The organism is Polaromonas sp. SP1, assembly GCF_003711205.1.
Lineage (GTDB): Bacteria > Pseudomonadota > Gammaproteobacteria > Burkholderiales > Burkholderiaceae_C > Polaromonas.
In genome coordinates this window covers 3,622,681-3,638,531 of the sequence record NZ_CP031013.1, presented here as the reverse complement: position 1 = coordinate 3,638,531, position 15,851 = coordinate 3,622,681, and the positions used below count along the sequence as shown (strand labels likewise).

The 15,851-nt window shown below is 63.3% G+C and carries 12 protein-coding genes and 2 tRNA genes; 7 read left to right on the top strand and 7 right to left on the bottom strand.

Annotated elements, in window-relative coordinates; all coding sequences use genetic code 11:
- Window positions 1–10: 10 nt before the first annotated feature.
- The 6 genes from pal (at window position 11) to DT070_RS17205 (ending at window position 3,560) form a co-directional block, all read left to right on the top strand.
- Window positions 11–547, top strand: coding sequence for a peptidoglycan-associated lipoprotein Pal (gene pal, locus DT070_RS17230; RefSeq protein ID WP_122956504.1), 537 nt, complete (start codon window positions 11–13; stop codon window positions 545–547).
- Between the two features lie 20 nt (window positions 548–567).
- On the top strand, window positions 568–1,323 hold the full coding sequence (ybgF, locus tag DT070_RS17225; RefSeq protein WP_369973955.1) for a tol-pal system protein YbgF: 756 nt from the start codon (window positions 568–570) through the stop codon (window positions 1,321–1,323).
- Window positions 1,324–1,389: 66 nt separating this feature from the next.
- Window positions 1,390–2,505 carry a YeeE/YedE family protein gene (locus DT070_RS17220; RefSeq protein WP_122956502.1) on the top strand — a complete coding sequence of 372 codons (1,116 nt, stop codon included), beginning with the start codon at window positions 1,390–1,392 and terminating at the stop codon, window positions 2,503–2,505.
- Between the two features lie 21 nt (window positions 2,506–2,526).
- Complete coding sequence (locus tag DT070_RS17215) at window positions 2,527–3,306, top strand: ThiF family adenylyltransferase (protein ID WP_122956501.1); 780 nt, start codon at window positions 2,527–2,529, stop codon at window positions 3,304–3,306.
- A 92-nt stretch (window positions 3,307–3,398) separates the two neighbouring features.
- A tRNA-Lys gene (locus DT070_RS17210) sits at window positions 3,399–3,474 on the top strand.
- Between the two features lie 10 nt (window positions 3,475–3,484).
- A tRNA-Lys gene (locus DT070_RS17205) sits at window positions 3,485–3,560 on the top strand.
- 120 nt (window positions 3,561–3,680) lie between these two features.
- On the opposite strand, the gene DT070_RS17200 is transcribed toward DT070_RS17205, so the two are convergent.
- The 7 genes from DT070_RS17200 to dapC all read right to left on the bottom strand — a co-directional run bounded on the left by DT070_RS17200 (window position 3,681) and on the right by dapC (window position 11,912).
- Window positions 3,681–4,184 carry a hypothetical protein gene (locus DT070_RS17200; RefSeq protein WP_122956500.1) on the bottom strand — a complete coding sequence of 168 codons (504 nt, stop codon included), beginning with the start codon at window positions 4,182–4,184 and terminating at the stop codon, window positions 3,681–3,683.
- Between the two features lie 67 nt (window positions 4,185–4,251).
- A complete protein-coding gene (locus DT070_RS17195) occupies window positions 4,252–6,261 on the bottom strand; it encodes an ABC-F family ATP-binding cassette domain-containing protein (protein ID WP_122956499.1) in 2,010 nt (669 codons plus the stop codon).
- 108 nt (window positions 6,262–6,369) lie between these two features.
- Window positions 6,370–7,281, bottom strand: coding sequence for a 50S ribosomal protein L3 N(5)-glutamine methyltransferase (prmB, locus tag DT070_RS17190; RefSeq protein ID WP_122956498.1), 912 nt, complete (start codon window positions 7,279–7,281; stop codon window positions 6,370–6,372).
- Complete coding sequence (gene dapE / locus DT070_RS17185) at window positions 7,278–8,504, bottom strand: succinyl-diaminopimelate desuccinylase (RefSeq protein WP_122956497.1); 1,227 nt, start codon at window positions 8,502–8,504, stop codon at window positions 7,278–7,280. Before dapE ends, prmB begins: the two co-directional genes overlap by 4 nt.
- 49 nt (window positions 8,505–8,553) lie before the next feature.
- Window positions 8,554–9,699 carry a PilT/PilU family type 4a pilus ATPase gene (locus tag DT070_RS17180; RefSeq protein ID WP_122956496.1) on the bottom strand — a complete coding sequence of 382 codons (1,146 nt, stop codon included), beginning with the start codon at window positions 9,697–9,699 and terminating at the stop codon, window positions 8,554–8,556.
- Between the two features lie 157 nt (window positions 9,700–9,856).
- Complete coding sequence (gene dapD, locus DT070_RS17175) at window positions 9,857–10,693, bottom strand: 2,3,4,5-tetrahydropyridine-2,6-dicarboxylate N-succinyltransferase (protein WP_122956495.1); 837 nt, start codon at window positions 10,691–10,693, stop codon at window positions 9,857–9,859.
- A 13-nt stretch (window positions 10,694–10,706) separates the two neighbouring features.
- Entirely contained in the window at window positions 10,707–11,912 is a 1,206-nt protein-coding gene (gene dapC / locus DT070_RS17170) for a succinyldiaminopimelate transaminase (protein ID WP_122956494.1), read from the bottom strand.
- A gap of 399 nt (window positions 11,913–12,311) precedes the next feature.
- Between dapC and smc the strand changes: the two genes are divergently transcribed.
- On the top strand, window positions 12,312–15,848 hold the full coding sequence (gene smc / locus DT070_RS17165) for a chromosome segregation protein SMC (RefSeq protein WP_122956493.1): 3,537 nt from the start codon (window positions 12,312–12,314) through the stop codon (window positions 15,846–15,848).
- The last annotated feature ends 3 nt before the right edge of the window (window positions 15,849–15,851 follow it).

Genomic DNA, 15,851 nt, shown 5'->3' with positions numbered 1-15,851 from the left:
GAGGTACTTCATGAAGCGCACCATTTTTTCAGTCATTTCCTCCCTCATCCTGGCGGCCACGCTGACGGCCTGCGGTTCCGGCGTCAAGCTGAACGACGTACCCGTCGAAGACCGCACGGGCCAAACCCAGCAAGGCGGCAATGCATCGGGCGCCACCGGCAGTGGCGTGACGCCGGTGGAAGTTCAAGGCACCGACGCTTCACTCGCCGGCCCTGCCAACACCACCAAAGTCATCTACTTTGACTTTGACAGCTATGTGGTCAAACCCGAGTTCCAGGGCGCCATCGAATCCCATGCCAAGTACCTGACCGCCAACAAGACCCGCAAAATGGCCATCGAAGGCCATACCGACGAGCGCGGCGGCCGTGAATACAACCTGGCGCTGGGACAAAAACGCGCTGAAGCCGTTCGCCGTGCACTCGGTCTGTTGGGCGTTTCGGATGCCCAGGTGGAAGCCGTGAGCTTCGGCAAGGAAAAACCTGCGGTGGCCGGCTCCGACGAAGAAGCCATGGCGAAGAACCGCCGCGCTGAACTCAACTACCGCTAAGCAGGGCGCTCACCGTGAACATGTTCCGGATTGCCGCGACGGTCGCGGCCGGCATGCTGGCGTTCAGTGCACACGCCGGCCTGTTTGAAGACGACGAAGCCCGCAAGGCGATTCTCGATTTGCGGCAGAAGGTAGACACCTCACAGCAGCGCATGGCCGATGAAGTGCGCAAAACCACCGAGGACAATGCCCAGCTGCGGCGCAGCCTGCTCGATCTGTCGAACCAGATTGAAGCCTTGCGCAACGAACTGGCCAGCCTGCGTGGGCAGAACGAAAACCTCACGCGAAACGTTGCCGAAATGCAGCGCACCCAGAAAGACCTGACGACGGGCGTCGACGAGCGCCTGCGCAAGTTCGAGCCGGGCAAGGTCACCGTGGACGGCAAGGAGTTTGTGGCCGAACCCGCTGAAAGGCAGGAGTTCGAAACCGCGCTGGCAACACTGCGCAAAGGCGACTTTGCGGCTGCGCAGACCAGTTTCGTGGCCTTCATGAAGCGCTACCCGCAGACCGGCTACCGCGCCTCGGCCCTGTTCTGGCTGGGCAATGCGCAGTACGCCCTGCGCAACTACCGCGACGCAGTGACCAACTTCCGGGCATTGGTGACGGCAGAGCCCGATCACTTGCGCGCACCGGAAGCATTGCTGTCACTGGCCAATTGCCAGATTGAACTCAAAGACACCCGGTCGGCACGCAAGACGCTTGAGGATCTGGTCAAGGCTTATCCCCAGGCGGAAGCCGCCGCTGTGGCCAAAGACCGTCTGTCCAAGCTGAAGTAATCCGTAGCCGGGCGGGCCATTTGCTACGCCCGGGGTGCCGGGAGCATTACGCCCTAAAATTGGGCGATGGATACCTCAGCACTCAACAGTCTTACGGCTCAGGTTCTCTGGGCCGGTTTCATTCTTTCGATGATTTTTGGCGCCATTGCCCAGCGCACGCATTTCTGCACCATGGGCGCCGTGAGCGACATCGTGAACATGGGCGACTGGACCCGGATGCGCATGTGGGGCATGGCCATCGGCGTTGCCATGATCGGCTTTTTCACCATGGCCGCGGCCGGTGTGATTGACCCCGCCAAAACACTGTATGCCTCCAACCGTTTTATCTGGCTCTCCGCACTGGTGGGTGGGGCCATGTTCGGCTTCGGCATGGTGCTGGCCTCAGGCTGCGGCAGCAAGACGCTGGTGCGTATTGGCGGCGGCAGCCTCAAGTCCGTTGTCGTGTTCGCTGTGATGGGCATCGCCGCTTTCGCCACACTCAAGGGTATTACCGCTGTTGTTCGCGTTGCAACCGTCGATAAAGTGGCCGTCGATTTCACGGTCAACGCCACCTTGCCGAATTGGGTTGCAGGTGCGATCGGCATTTCACCTGCAGCCGCCGGGATCGGCCTGGCTGTATTGATCGGCCTGGGCCTGATCGTCTGGGCACTGTTGAGCGAGGACTTTCGGCGCTTCGATAATTTGCTCGCCGGCCTGGGCATAGGCGCCGTGGTGGCGGCCATGTGGTGGGTCAGCGGACGGCTCGGCTATGTGGCCGAGCATCCTGAAACACTGCAGGAGGCCTTTCTGGCCACCAACTCGGGCAGGGCTGAGGCTTTGAGTTTTGTTTCACCCGTCGCCTACACCGTGGACTGGTTCATGTTCTTCAGCGACAAGAGCAAGGTTCTGACGCTCGGCATCGTGTCGGTGTTTGGCGTGGTCGCCGGCTCGGCCGTTTATGCCGTGTCTTCGCGCAATTTCCGCTGGGAAGGGTTCCGGGATGCCGAGGACACGGCCAACCACCTCGTTGGCGCCACGCTGATGGGCGTCGGCGGTGTCTGCGCCATGGGTTGCACCGTGGGCCAGGGCCTGTCGGGTATTTCGACCTTGAGCGCAACCAGCTTTGTGGCGCTGGCCGCAATCCTGGCCGGTTGCGTGGCCGGGCTGAAATACCAGGTCTGGCGTCTTGAGCGCTCGGCCTGACGCGCGCATCCATTCACAGCCATGACATCCCTGGTTGAAGAACTTCCTGCGGACCTGGAGCGCCGCTTCGGCGGCCTGGCGCGGCTGTACGGTGCGGCCGGTGCGCAAAGGATTCGCCAGGCACACATCGTGGTGGTGGGCCTGGGCGGCGTGGGCTCCTGGGCGGCCGAGGCTGCGGCCCGAAGCGGCGTTGCACGCCTGACCCTGATCGACCTTGACCATATCGCCGAATCCAACATCAACCGGCAAGTCCATGCGCTGGACAGCACGCTTGGCCAGGCCAAGGTGCAAGCCATGCGTGAACGCATCGCGCAAATCCACCCGGGCTGCCGCGTCGACGTCATTGAAGAGTTTGTCGATGCCGCCAATTGGCCAGGCATCCTGGGACTTGAAGCCGGGTTTGACCGCAAGCTGTTCGCCGTGATCGATGCCTGCGACCAGGTCAGGGCCAAGACGGCCATGGCCGCATGGGCCATGGCCGCCAAGGTGAACCTTGTCAGCGTCGGCGCGGCCGGCGGCAAGCGCCTGGCGCATCGCGTCGACGTCGATGATTTGTCGCTGGTCACGCATGACCCTTTACTCGCGCAGCTGCGTTACCGGCTGCGCAAGGAGCACGGTGCGGCGCGCAAGGGCAAAATCGGCGTGGCCTGCGTGTTCAGCCGTGAGGCCGTTTTGCAGCCCGGTGCCGCAGCCCAAACCGACGGCAGCCTGAACTGCCATGGCTACGGTTCGGTCGTGAGCGTGACCTCTACTTTCGGGCTGTGCGCGGCAGGCTGGGCGCTCGACAAAATTGCCGCTTGAGTTTGCGGAGCGCTAAAAAATCACGCTATAATTCAAGGCTTTGCTGCCCTCGAAGCAGTAAAAAACCGGAATGCATTGCAAGATGTGTTCTTGGGACCATAGCTCAGTTGGTAGAGCAGCGGACTTTTAATCCGTTTGTCGTGGGTTCGACCCCCGCTGGTCCCACCAGAAGAATTCCGGGTTCTTAGCTCAGTTGGTAGAGCAGCGGACTCTTAATCCGTAGGTCGACAGTTCGAATCTGTCAGAACCCACCAGTACATCAAGGACTTGGCCGAAAGGCCAAGTCCTTTTGTCTTTGTGGACGCGTTTTCTGGATGCGGTTTCCGGGGGCGATATCTTTGTCCCCGCATCTCGAATTCGGCGCTGCGATGGACTCAGGCCGAATACCCCAGCGCGGGGACATCAAGCTGTGCCTGCCTGGCCACGCGTATGCAATCTTTCATGTGCTCTTCCCCGAAGTAGCGGATCGCGGCGTAGCCCACGGCGGCCGAGACGATCTGGCCGGCCAGCGGCACATATTTGGCGACCTGCTTGGTCGTCAGCCGCACGCCGATCCTGGTGGCGGCCTTGATGACCAGGTCGCGGCTGATGAATTTCCCGATCAGCACCGAGCCCACCATGGTGACGGCTTTCTGGACCTGGTCACGCTTTTTGGGTTCAAGCTGGTCAAGCTGCCGGGGCGTGAGGCCAAATTCCTTGTTGATCTCGGGAATGAGTTTGGAGAGCATCGCCGCGTCCACCATCCAGTCGAGGCCGGGAACAGGCACAGCGCTGGCCGCAGCGGCAACCATGGCACGCTTGTTCAGCAGCTTGCGGCTGCGCTTGACGGCGGCTGCGAGCGAGGCGTCATCAGACGCCATTTGCAGGGCAGTAGGCATGGGTCCAATCCTTTCAAGGGCGGCCCTGTTCTTGCAACCGGGGGGCCGGTGAAGGGCTTATTCCACTTTACACCGCAGCAGTCTCGATCTGTTCCGTCAGCTCAAGCCACCGCTCTTCCAGCATGTCAATTTCGCTTTCGATGGCTTTGAGGCGCTTGCCGGTCTGGGCGATCTCTGCCGGCGCGGTGGTAGTCGTCAACAGCGCCTGCAGGCTGTCGCGCTCGGTGGTGAGGGCTTTCATCCGCAGGTCGATCTTTTCGATTTCCTTGCGCAGCGGCTTGGTCGCCTCGGCCTGCTGCTGGCGGCGTTGTGCGTCGAGCTTGCGTTGCTCGGGCGTCTCGCGCGGCACGGGTTTCTTTTGTTCAGGCGCTGCGGCCGGCGCCGCTGACTTGGCAGCGGCCGGTCCCGCGCCGCCCGTTTTCTTCGCCTCCTCGCGCTGGCGCTTGGCGTGGTCGAGCAGGTATTTCTGGTAATCGTCCAGGTCGCCGTCAAAAGGTGCGACGCCGCCTTGCGACACCATCCAGAACTCATCGCAGACGGCGCGCAGCAAGGCACGGTCGTGGCTGACCAGCATCACGGTGCCTTCAAACTCGTTGAGCGCCATTGACAGCGCCTCACGCGTGGCCAGGTCCAGGTGATTGGTCGGCTCATCGAGCAGCAGCAGGTTGGGGCGCTGCCAGACGATCATGCACAGCACCAGCCGCGCTTTTTCGCCGCCGCTCATGCTGCCGACGGCCTGCTTGACCATGTCGCCGCCGAAATTGAAATTGCCCAGAAAGCTGCGCAAGTCCTGCTCGCGTGTGGGCTGGTTGCCCATCTTGCCGGCGGCCGTGACCTCCTTGACCAGGCGGATCATGTGCTCCAGCGGATTGTCGGCAGGGCGCAGCACGTCCAGCTCCTGCTGGGCAAAGTAGCCGATGTTCAGGCCCTTCCCCTCGATCATCTCGCCTTCAATGGGCGCGAGTGCGCGCGCCACAGTCTTGACCAGCGTGGACTTGCCCTGGCCGTTGGCGCCCAGGATGCCGATGCGCTGCCCGGCCAGCACCGACTTGCTGACGTTTTGGACGATGACGGTGGGCGGTGTGCCGGCCGGTGCGTCTTCGGGCGGCGGGTAGCCGAAGAAGGCGTTCTGCATCGACAGCATCGGGTTGGGCAGGTTGGCCGGCTCCTTGAACTCGAAGGTGAAGTCGGCCTCGGCCAGCAGCGGCGCGATCTTCTCCATACGGTCCAGCGCCTTGACACGGCTTTGCGCCTGTTTGGCCTTGCTGGCCTTGGCCTTGAAGCGCGCGATGAACTTCTGCAGGTGGGCAATTTTGTCCTGCTGCTTGGAAAACGCGGTTTGTTGCAGCGCCATCTGCTCGGCGCGCAGGTCTTCGAACTTGCTGTAGTTGCCGCCGTAGCGGGTCAATTTGGCGCTTTCGATGTGCACCGTCACGTCGGTCACGGCGTCGAGGAACTCGCGGTCATGGCTGATCACCAGCATGGTGCCCTGGTATTTTTTCAGCCAGGCTTCCAGCCAGACCAGCGCGTCCAGGTCCAAGTGATTGGTAGGTTCGTCCAGCAGCAGCAGGTCAGACGGGCACATCAGCGCGCGCGCCAGCTGCAGGCGCATGCGCCAGCCGCCGGAGAAGCTGTTGACCGGGTTGTCGAGTTCGCTGACCTTGAAGCCCAGGCCCAGGATCAGCGCCTGCGCGCGCGCCTGCGAGTCATGCGCGCCGGAGTCGTACAGCTCCATGTAGGCATGTGCCATGCGGTCGCCGTCGCCGCTTGCCTCGGCGGCCGTCACCTCGGCTTGCGCGGCCATCAGCACCACGTCGCCTTCGATCACGTAGTCGGTGGCGCTTTGCTCGGTTTCCGGCATGTCCTGTGCGACCTGCGCCATGCGCCACTGCGTGGGGATCGAAAACTCGCCGCCGTCCTCATGCAGGGTGCCGTTGAGCATCGCAAACAGCGAGGACTTGCCCGCGCCGTTGCGCCCCACCAGGCCGACGTTTTCGCCTGGGTTGAGGGTGACGGACGCGCCGTCCAGAATCACTTTGGCGCCGCGGCGCAGCACGACGTTTTTAAGGGTAATCATTTAATAGCAGCTTCAGGAAAAGTAGTCGGGCGGCGGGGCGGGGCATACGCCTGCCGTGCAAGCGTCGCGCCAGTCACCTGGCCGGGGGCTGAGCGTCTGCTCAGGCCTTCAAGTCAGTTGTTCGCGGGTGAGCAGTAAAACCTGGTCGGCACCCGAGCTGGTTTCAAACCACAGCGGTTCAAGCGTCGGGAAGGCGCGCTCGAAATTCTCGCGCTCATTGCCGATTTCCAGCACCAGTACGGCATTTTCGCTCATATGGCGTGCGGCGTTTTGAATAAGGTCTCGAATGAAGTCCATGCCGTCGGTGCCGCCGTGCCGGTTGCCGTCCAGCGCCAGGCCGGGTTCGGCGCGAAATTCAGCCGGAAGCGCCGCCATGCTGGCTGCGTTGACGTAAGGCGGGTTGCACAGAATCAGGTCATACAGACCCGGGCAGGCCGCCAGCCCGTCGGACTCGATCAGCGTGACCCGGCCGTCCAGGTGGTGGCGGTCTACGTTGATGCGCGCCACCTCCAAAGCATCCAGGCTGATGTCGGCGGCGTCGACCACCACCTCGGGGTAAGTGATGGCCGCCAGCACGGCCAGGCTGCCGTTGCCGGTGCACAGGTCCAGCACGCGATGCGTATGCTCGCCCAGCCAGGGGTCGATGCTGGCGTCGGCCAGCAACTCGGCAATCAGCGAGCGCGGGATGATCACGCGTTCGTCCACGTAAAAGGGCAAGCCCATCAACCAGGCTTCATTCGTCAGGTAAGCGGCGGGCTTGCGGGTCTGGATGCGTGCTTCCAAAAGCATAGCAACCTGTTCATATTCCGCCTGGGCTACGGGCCGATTCTCCACTGAATCGAGGTCGTCCAGCGGCAGGCCCAGCTTCCACAGCACCAGCCAGGCGGCTTCATCAAAGGCGTTGGTCGTGCCTTGCCCAAAGCCGTCTGAATAACTCAGGCCCGCTGCGTCAAGCCGGGCGGCGGATTGCTCGACCAGCGCAAGCACCGTCAGGGGCGCGGGGGACGTGGCGCCCGTCATGCCGCTTCCACCTGGGCCAGCCGTTCCAGCACGCCTTTGTAGATGTTTTTGAGCGGGTCCAGCGAGCTCACCAGTACGTGCTCGTTGATCTTGTGGATGGTGGCGTTGATGGGGCCGAACTCAATGACCTGAGGGCAGATCTTGGCGATGAAACGGCCGTCGCTGGTGCCGCCGGTGGTCGACAGCTCGGTTTGCAGGCCGGTTTCCGCCTGGATGGCGCCGCGCACGGCGTCGACCAGGGTGCCGGGGGTAGTGAGGAAGGGCAAGCCGCCCAGCGTCCATTTCAGGTCGTATTCAAGCTGGTGGCGGCTGAGCACCGCCTGCAGGCGCTGCTGCAGGCTCTCCGGCGTGGATTCGGTGCAGAAGCGGAAGTTGAAGTCCACCACCAGCTCGCCCGGGATGACATTGGAAGCACCGGTGCCGCCATGGATGTTGGACACCTGCCAGCTGGTGGCCGGGAAAAACGCGTTGCCCTGGTCCCATTCGGTGGCCACCAGTTCGGCCAGCGCCGGGGCAAACAGGTGAATCGGGTTCTTGGCCAGGTGCGGGTAGGCGATGTGGCCCTGCACACCCTTGACGGTGAGCTTGCCGCTCATGGTGCCGCGGCGCCCGTTTTTGATCATGTCGCCGAGTTGGCCGACCGAGGTCGGCTCACCCACGATGCAATAGTCGAGCACTTCGCCGCGTGCCTTGAGCTGCTCACAGACGACGACCGTGCCGTCGACCGCCGGGCCTTCCTCGTCGCTGGTCACCAGGAAGGCGATCGACAGGCCTGGGTCGGGGTTGGCGGCCAGGAATTCCTCCACCGCGACCACCATGGCCGCGATGGATGTCTTCATGTCGGCGGTGCCGCGGCCGTACATCTTGCCGTCGCGGTGGCTGGGGGTAAAGGGGTGGCTGAGCCACTGGTCGAGTGGGCCGGTGGGTACGACGTCGGTATGGCCGGCGAATACAAGCGTCTTGGCTTTACCACCATTTGCTATCAATTCAGGAGCGGATTGTCCATGTCCTGCCTGGGCTAGAGGGCTAAAACCCTTGAATTTCCCTTCCCGCTTGGCCCACAGGTTGGTGACGCGAAAGCTCTCCGGGCCGCTGACGATGGTTTCACATTGAAAGCCCAGCGGGGCCAGCCGCGCGATCAGCATGGCCTGGCAGTCGGCGTCGTCAGGCGTGACGGAGGGTCGGGAAATCAGCTGTTCAGCGAGATGCAGGGTTCGGGACATGTCGTTCAGTCGGGTTCAAGTCGGCCCGAAAACGAGCGCGGCCGTGTTTTTAATGCTTGACGTCCAGCGTGATCTCGGTAAAGGACGGTTCGTCATCCGGGTCGTCCTCGGGCTCCAGCGTCTTGGCCTTGACGGCGAAGTCGTTTTCCAGGCGCCACATCAGGTTGGTCGGCGAGTCGGCGTACAGGATGCCTTCCTTGCGCGTGACGATGCCTTCGACAATCAGCTTGGCGATGTCTTGCTCAAAGGTCTGCGAGCCTTCGGCCATCGATTTTTCCATCGCCTCTTTGACGCCTGAGAAGTCGCCTTTTTCAATCAGCTCTGAAATCAGCTTGGTGTTGAGCATGACCTCGACGGCCGGCGTGCGGCCGCCGTCCTGGGTGCGCAGCAGGCGCTGCGACACGATGGCCTTGAGGGCTGCGCCCAGGTCGCCCAGCATGGTGCTGCGCACTTCCACCGGGTAAAAGCTCAGGATACGGTTCAGCGCCTGGTAGCTGTTGTTGGCGTGCATGGTGGCCAGGCACAGGTGGCCCGACTGCGCGTAGGCAATGGCGGCCGACATGGTTTCGCGGTCGCGGATTTCACCGATCAGGATCACGTCGGGCGCCTGGCGCAGCGCGTTTTTCAGCGCCACCTGCAGCGATTGCGTGTCGCTGCCGACTTCGCGCTGGTTGACCACCGACTTCTTGTTGGTGAACAAAAACTCCACCGGGTCTTCAATCGTGAGGATGTGGCCCAGGGTGTTTTCGTTGCGGTGGTCCATCATCGCGGCCAGCGTGGTGCTCTTGCCGGCGCCGGTGGAGCCCACCATCAGCAGCAAACCGCGCTTTTCCATGATCAGGTCGGCCAGGATGGCTGGCACGTTCAGGCTTTGCAGCGGCGGGATCTCGTTCGGGATGAAACGGATCACCGCGGCGTAGGTGCTGCGCTGGCGGAAGCCGCTGATCCGGAAGTTGCCCAGCCCGGCGATGGGCAGGGCCATGTTGAGCTCGCCCATTTCCTCGAGTTCCTCGATGCGCTCGGGCGGCAGCACTTCGGCCAGCAGGTTGCGCGGCGCGTCCGGCGGCAGGATTTGCGCATTGATGGGAATCGCCTGGCCGTTGATCTTGATCAGGGCGGGAGAGTGCGCAGACAGGTAAACGTCCGACGCTTTTTTGTCCGCCATCAAACGAAGGATTCTTTCCATCGTGCTCATAGTCCGCCCTCTTGATTGAAATGAAATACAACGCCGGCCACTCGGCTTACGGTTTCTCGCCAGCAGGGGCCGCGGAACCGGCTTTGCCGGGCCGCAGGCGCAGCGGCCCCCTCGGGGGGCAGCGTGCTACGCGAAGCGAGAAGCGTGGGGGCCATGTCTAGTCGCGCAGCAGGTCGTTCAGGCTGGTGGTGGAGCGCGTTTTTGCATCCACGCGCTTCACGATCACCGCGCAGTACATGCTGTACTTGCCGCCGGCCTTGGGCAGGTTGCCCGACACGACCACGGAGCCTGCGGGAATGCGGCCATAGGTGACGGTGTCCGCTTCGCGGTCGTAAATCGGCGTGCTCTGGCCGATGTAAACGCCCATCGAGATCACCGAGTTCTCTTCGACGATCACGCCTTCGACCACTTCGGAGCGCGCGCCGATAAAGCAGTTGTCTTCAATGATGGTGGGGTTGGCCTGCAAAGGCTCGAGCACGCCGCCCAGGCCGACGCCGCCGGAAAGGTGCACGTTGTTGCCGACCTGCGCGCAGCTGCCCACGGTGGCCCAGGTGTCGACCATGGTGCCTTCACCGACCCAGGCGCCGATGTTGACGTAGCTGGGCATCAGGATCGCGCCCTTGGCGATAAAGCTGCCGCGGCGCGCCACGGCGGGCGGCACCACGCGCACGCCGGTGGCGCGCATTTCGCTTTCGCTCAGGTGTGCAAACTTGGTTTTGACCTTGTCGAAAAAGCCCAGGTCGCCGGCACGCATGAGTTCGTTGTCCTGCAGGCGAAAGCTCAGCAGCACGGCTTTCTTGATCCACTGGTGCGTCGTCCACACGCCGACGCTTTCGCGGGTGGCCACGCGCAGCGAGCCGTTGTTCAGCTGGGAGATCGTTTGCTCCACGGCCTCCAGGATGTCCTTGGGCGCCGATTTGGGCGACAGGTTGGCGCGGTCTTCCCAGGCGGCGTCAATGGTTTGCTGGAGCGCTTGCAGGTTGGCTTGAGTCATGAGAATGGTTTTTTCAGTGAACTTTGGATTGGATGAACTGGACGATGCGCTCTGCCGCCTCTACGCATTCGGCGGTTTCTGCCACCAGTGCCATGCGGATTCTGCCGGCGCCGGGGTTGTGCCCCTGCGCATCGCGTGCCAGGTAACTGCCCGGCAACACCACGACATTGTAAAGAGCGAGCAGCTCGCGCGAGAACGCGGGGTCCGAGCCCTTGAAGGCTTCGGGAATTGCCGCCCACAGGTAAAAGCCCGCGTCGGGCAGGGCGACGTCCATCACGGCCGAGAGCATGGGCGTGACTTTGGCGAATTTCTCGCGGTACATGGCGCGGTTGTCGACCACGTGCTGCTCATCATTCCAGGCCGCGATGCTGGCCGCCTGCACGATAGGGCTCATCGCGCTGCCGTGGTAGGTGCGGTAGAGCAAAAACGGCTTGATCAGCGCAGCGTCGCCCGCTACAAAACCGCTGCGCAGGCCGGGCACATTGCTGCGTTTGGACAGGCTGGTGAGCGAGATCAGGTTCTTGAAGTCATGCCGGCCCAGCTGCGAGGCCGCTTGCAGGCCGCCCAGCGGCGCTTCGTCGCGGAAGTAGATCTCGCTGTAGCACTCGTCCGAGGCAATCACAAAGCCGTAGCGGTCGCTGAGTTCAAACAGCAGCTTCCATTCGGGCAGCGACATCACCGAGCCGGTGGGATTGCCGGGCGAGCAGACAAACACCAGCTGGGTTTTGGCCCAGACCTCGGCCGGCACAGCCGCCCAGTCGATGCCGAAGTTGCGTGCCGGGTCGCTGGGCGCATACCAGGTCTGGGCGCCGGCCAGCAGGGCCGCGCCTTCGTAGATTTGATAAAACGGGTTGGGGCAGACCACGGTGGCGCCCGGTTTGCTGGCGTCCAGCACGGTTTGTGCGAGTGAAAACAGCGCTTCGCGCGATCCGTTGACCGGCAGGATTTGGGTGGCCGGGTCCAGCTTCAACTGATAGCGGCGGGCCATCCAGTCGGCCATGGACTGGCGCAACTTGGGCTCGCCCAGGGTGCCCGGGTAGCTGGCCAGGCCGTTCAGGCTGGCCGTCAGCGCGTCTTTGACGAGCTGCGGCGTGGCGTGGCGGGGTTCGCCAATGCCCAGGCTGATGGGTTTGTAGGCCGGGTTGGGGGTGATGTCGGCGTGCAGCAGGCGCAGCCGCTCAAAAGGATAGGGCTGAAGGCGTGAAAGCAGGGGATTCATACCCGGATTATCCAGCCTTGCCTTGCCGGCCCCTGGCAGGCAAGCGGCGGCGCCTGCCGCGTTTTGCCCTGATTACTATCAAATTCATAGCAACTTGCCCAGGTGGGATATGGGCTGGAGGCCGATTTCGCTTGAATTTTCCGGATGTCTGGCCGGCCCGGGCCAGAGCGGCGCCCGGGACCCGAAACCGGGGGCCTTTGCCGTGCGAAGCAAAGTGTTTCACGCTGGCTCCGTCAAGGGCCTTTTTCCCGGCAAAAACTGCGTCCTGCTCGGGTAACATGACGGACCGTGCCGCTTGCCGAAAGCAGCACCCGATATGCCAGCGTTTGTTGTAAAACGCTATAAAAAACAACGAGTTAGCTTAAGGCTAGCCTCAGCTTCACAAAAACAGGGACAGCCGTGCGTCTCAATTCGATCAAGCTATCTGGTTTCAAGTCATTTGCAGAGCCCACCAATTTTGTACTGCCGGGCCAACTGGTCGGTGTGGTGGGCCCCAACGGTTGCGGCAAGTCCAACATCATGGACGCGGTACGCTGGGTGCTGGGTGAAAGCAAGGCCTCCGAGCTGCGCGGCGAGTCCATGCAGGACGTCATCTTCAACGGCACCACGACGCGCAAACCCGCCAGCCGCTCCAGCGTCGAGTTGGTGTTCGACAACGCCGACCACCGCGCCGGCGGCCAGTGGGGCCAGTTTGTCGAGATCGCCGTCAAGCGCGTGCTGACGCGCGACGGCACCTCCAGCTACTACATCAACAACCAGCCGGTGCGCCGCCGCGACGTGCAGGACGTGTTCCTGGGCACCGGCCTGGGCCCGCGCGCCTACGCCATCATCGGCCAGGGCACCATCAGCCGCATCATCGAGTCCAAGCCCGAGGAGCTGCGACTTTTCCTCGAAGAGGCAGCCGGTGTTTCCAAATATAAAGAACGCCGCCGCGAGACCGCCAACCGACTGTCGGACACCCGCGAAAACCTGACCCGCGTCGAAGACATCCTGCGCGAGCTCAACGCCAACCTGGACCGGCTCGAAAAGCAGGCCGAGGTGGCCATGCGCTACAACACCTTGCACGCCGACGCGAGCCTGAAGCAGCACCAGTTGTGGTTCCTCAAACGCGCCGAAAGCGAAGCCGACCAGTCCAAGGTCAAGGCCGACGCCGAAAAAGCCGTGAACGACCTGGAAAGCCGCGTGGCCGACTTGCGCCACATCGAGGCCGACCTGGAAACCATCCGCCAGGCGCATTACTCCGCCGGCGACCAGGTCAACCAGGCCCAGGGCAAGCTGTACGAGGCCAGCGCCGAAGTCGGCCGGCTGGAAGCTGAAATCCGCTTCGTCGTCGACGGCCGCCAGCGCGTCGAGCAACGCCTGGCCCAGCTGAAAGAACAAACCGCCCAGTGGGCCACGCGCAAGGAAGACGCCGCCGTCGAGACGGAAAACCTGGCCGCGCAAGCCATTGAAGCCGAAGAAAAAGCCGAGCTGCTGGCCGCGCAGACCGAAGAGCACCAGACGCAGTTGCCCGCGCTGGAAGACGCCCTGCGCCAGGCCCAGGCCAAAGCCAACGAGCAACGCGCCAGCGTCGCCCAGGTGCAGCAGCAAATCCAGGTGCTGGCCGCCGACCAGCGCAACATCGAAGAGCAGTCGCGCAGCCTGGGTCTGCGCCTGGAAAAGCTCACCGCCGACCGCAACGCCCTCAACGCCCCCGACGAAGCCCGCCTGGCCAACCTGAACACGCAGTTCACCGCCGCGCAGGAAGCCCAGGCCGAAGCCGAAGCCCGCCTGCACGAGCTGACCGACAGCGTGCCCCAGCTCGACGAAGAGCGCCGTACGCTGCAGCACACCGTCAACACCGAATCCGCCAAGCGGGCCGACCTGTCGGCGCGCATGGAAGCGCTCAAGGCCCTGCAGGAAAAGGTCAAGACCGACGGCAAGCTCAAGCCCTGGCTGGCCAAGCACGGCCTCGATGGTCTGCAAGGCCTGTGGAGCCGCATCCACATCGAACAAGGTTGGGAAAATGCCCTGGAAGCCGCGCTGCGTGAACGCCTGGGCGCGCTGGAAGTCAGCCGGCTCGACATGGTGCGCGGCTTTGCCGGCACCGACGGCCGCGACACACCGCCCGCCAAGCTCTCGTTTTACTCACCGCCCAGCGCCGCCGCGCCCGCACGCGCCAATGCCGCGATCAGCCTCAAGCCGCTGACCGAGCTGCTGCGCCTGAACGACGCCGGCCAATCCGCGTTGCTCGGAGACTGGCTGCAAGGCTGCTACACAGCCCAGGGCCTGGACGATGCCCTGGCCGCGCGTGACAAGCTGCAGGCCGGTGAGGTGATTTATGTGCAAAGCGGCCACGCCGTCACGCACCACAGCGTGAGCTTTTACGCCCAGGATTCCGAGCAGGCCGGCTTGCTGGCCCGCGCGCAAGAGATTGAAAACCTCGACAAACAGCTCAAGGCCCAGGCCCTGATCAGCGAAGAGGCCCGCTCCGCGTTGATCCGCGCAGAAGCCGCTTATGCCGACGCCGCCCAGCGCCTGGCCACGGCCCGCCGTGAAACCGCCGAAGGCCAAAGCCGCACCCATGAGCTGCAGGTCGAAGTGCTGCGCCTGACGCAGCTGGCGGAACAAACGCGCGCCCGTAGCGAGCAGATCCAGGCCGACATGGCTGAAATCGAAGCACAGCTCGGCGAACTGCAAGAGCGCAAGGTCACCGCTGAAGGCCGCTTTGAAGAGCTCGACATGCAACTGGCCGACAGCCAGGAGCGCCATGCACAGCTGGACGACCGCGTGATCGAAACCGAACGCAAACTCGGCGAATCACGTGAGCAGCAACGCACACTCGAACGCCAGGCGCAGGAAGCCGCGTTTGCGCTGCGCAGCCTGGCCTCACGCCGTGACGAACTGGCGCGCTCCATCGACATCGCCGCCCAGCAGGCCGGCTCCATCGCCGCCGAAGAAGCCCAGGCCCGCGAAGAACTCACACGCCTGACCGACGCCGCCGCGCAGGCCGGCCTGCAAAGCGCGCTGAGCGTCAAGCTGGAACGCGAAGCCGACCTGGGCGCCAAACGCAGCCAGTACGACGACTTGACCAACAAGCTGCGCGCCAGCGATGAGCGCCGGCTGCAGCTCGAGCGCGAGCTGGACCCGCTGCGCCAGCGCATCACCGAGTTCCAGCTGAAGGAACAGGCCGCGCGCCTGGGCTTTGAGCAATACGCGCAGTTGCTCGCTGACGCGCAGGCCGACCTCGCCGCGGTGGAGGAATCCATCCAGTCCGGCAATGTGCGCCTGACCGGCCTGCAAGGCGAAATCGACCGCATCAACCGCGAAATCCAGTCGCTGGGCGCCGTCAACCTGGCCGCGCTGGACGAGCTGAGCACCGCGCGCGAGCGCAAGCAGTTCCTCGACGCGCAGTCCGCAGACCTGAACGAAGCCATGACCACGCTGGAAGACGCGATCAAGAAGATCGACATCGAAACGCGTGATTTGCTCTCGAGCACCTTTGACACCGTCAACGGCCATTTCGGTCGTATGTTCCCCGAGCTCTTCGGTGGCGGTAACGCCAAGCTGATGATGACGGGCGAGGAAATCCTCGACGCCGGCGTGCAGGTGATCGCCCAGCCGCCCGGCAAAAAGAACCAGACCATCCACCTGCTCTCAGGCGGTGAAAAAGCGCTCACGGCCATCGCACTGGTGTTTGCCATCTTCCAGCTCAACCCCGCGCCGTTCTGCTTGCTCGATGAGGTCGACGCGCCGCTGGACGACGCCAACACCGAGCGTTATGCCAAGCTGGTGCGCTCCATGAGCAAGGAAACGCAGTTCCTCTTCATCAGCCACAACAAGATTGCCATGGAAATGGCCGAGCAGTTGATCGGCGTGACCATGCAGGAGCAGGGCGTGTCACGCATCGTGGCGGTGGACATGGAAGCCGCCATCGGTTTTGCCGAAGCCGCCTGATCC

Coding starts and splice junctions, on each gene's coding strand:
- DT070_RS17195 (WP_122956499.1), bottom strand. CDS start 6,261: ATGATTACCCTTAAAAACGTCGTGCTGCGCCGCGGCGCCAAAGTGATT.
- ybgF (WP_369973955.1), top strand. CDS start 568: ATGTTCCGGATTGCCGCGACGGTCGCGGCCGGCATGCTGGCGTTCAGT.
- dapD (WP_122956495.1), bottom strand. CDS start 10,693: ATGACTCAAGCCAACCTGCAAGCGCTCCAGCAAACCATTGACGCCGCC.
- DT070_RS17200 (WP_122956500.1), bottom strand. CDS start 4,184: ATGCCTACTGCCCTGCAAATGGCGTCTGATGACGCCTCGCTCGCAGCC.
- dapE (WP_122956497.1), bottom strand. CDS start 8,504: ATGTCCCGAACCCTGCATCTCGCTGAACAGCTGATTTCCCGACCCTCC.
- dapC (WP_122956494.1), bottom strand. CDS start 11,912: ATGAATCCCCTGCTTTCACGCCTTCAGCCCTATCCTTTTGAGCGGCTG.
- pal (WP_122956504.1), top strand. CDS start 11: ATGAAGCGCACCATTTTTTCAGTCATTTCCTCCCTCATCCTGGCGGCC.
- DT070_RS17215 (WP_122956501.1), top strand. CDS start 2,527: ATGACATCCCTGGTTGAAGAACTTCCTGCGGACCTGGAGCGCCGCTTC.
- DT070_RS17180 (WP_122956496.1), bottom strand. CDS start 9,699: ATGAGCACGATGGAAAGAATCCTTCGTTTGATGGCGGACAAAAAAGCG.
- prmB (WP_122956498.1), bottom strand. CDS start 7,281: ATGACGGGCGCCACGTCCCCCGCGCCCCTGACGGTGCTTGCGCTGGTC.
- DT070_RS17220 (WP_122956502.1), top strand. CDS start 1,390: ATGGATACCTCAGCACTCAACAGTCTTACGGCTCAGGTTCTCTGGGCC.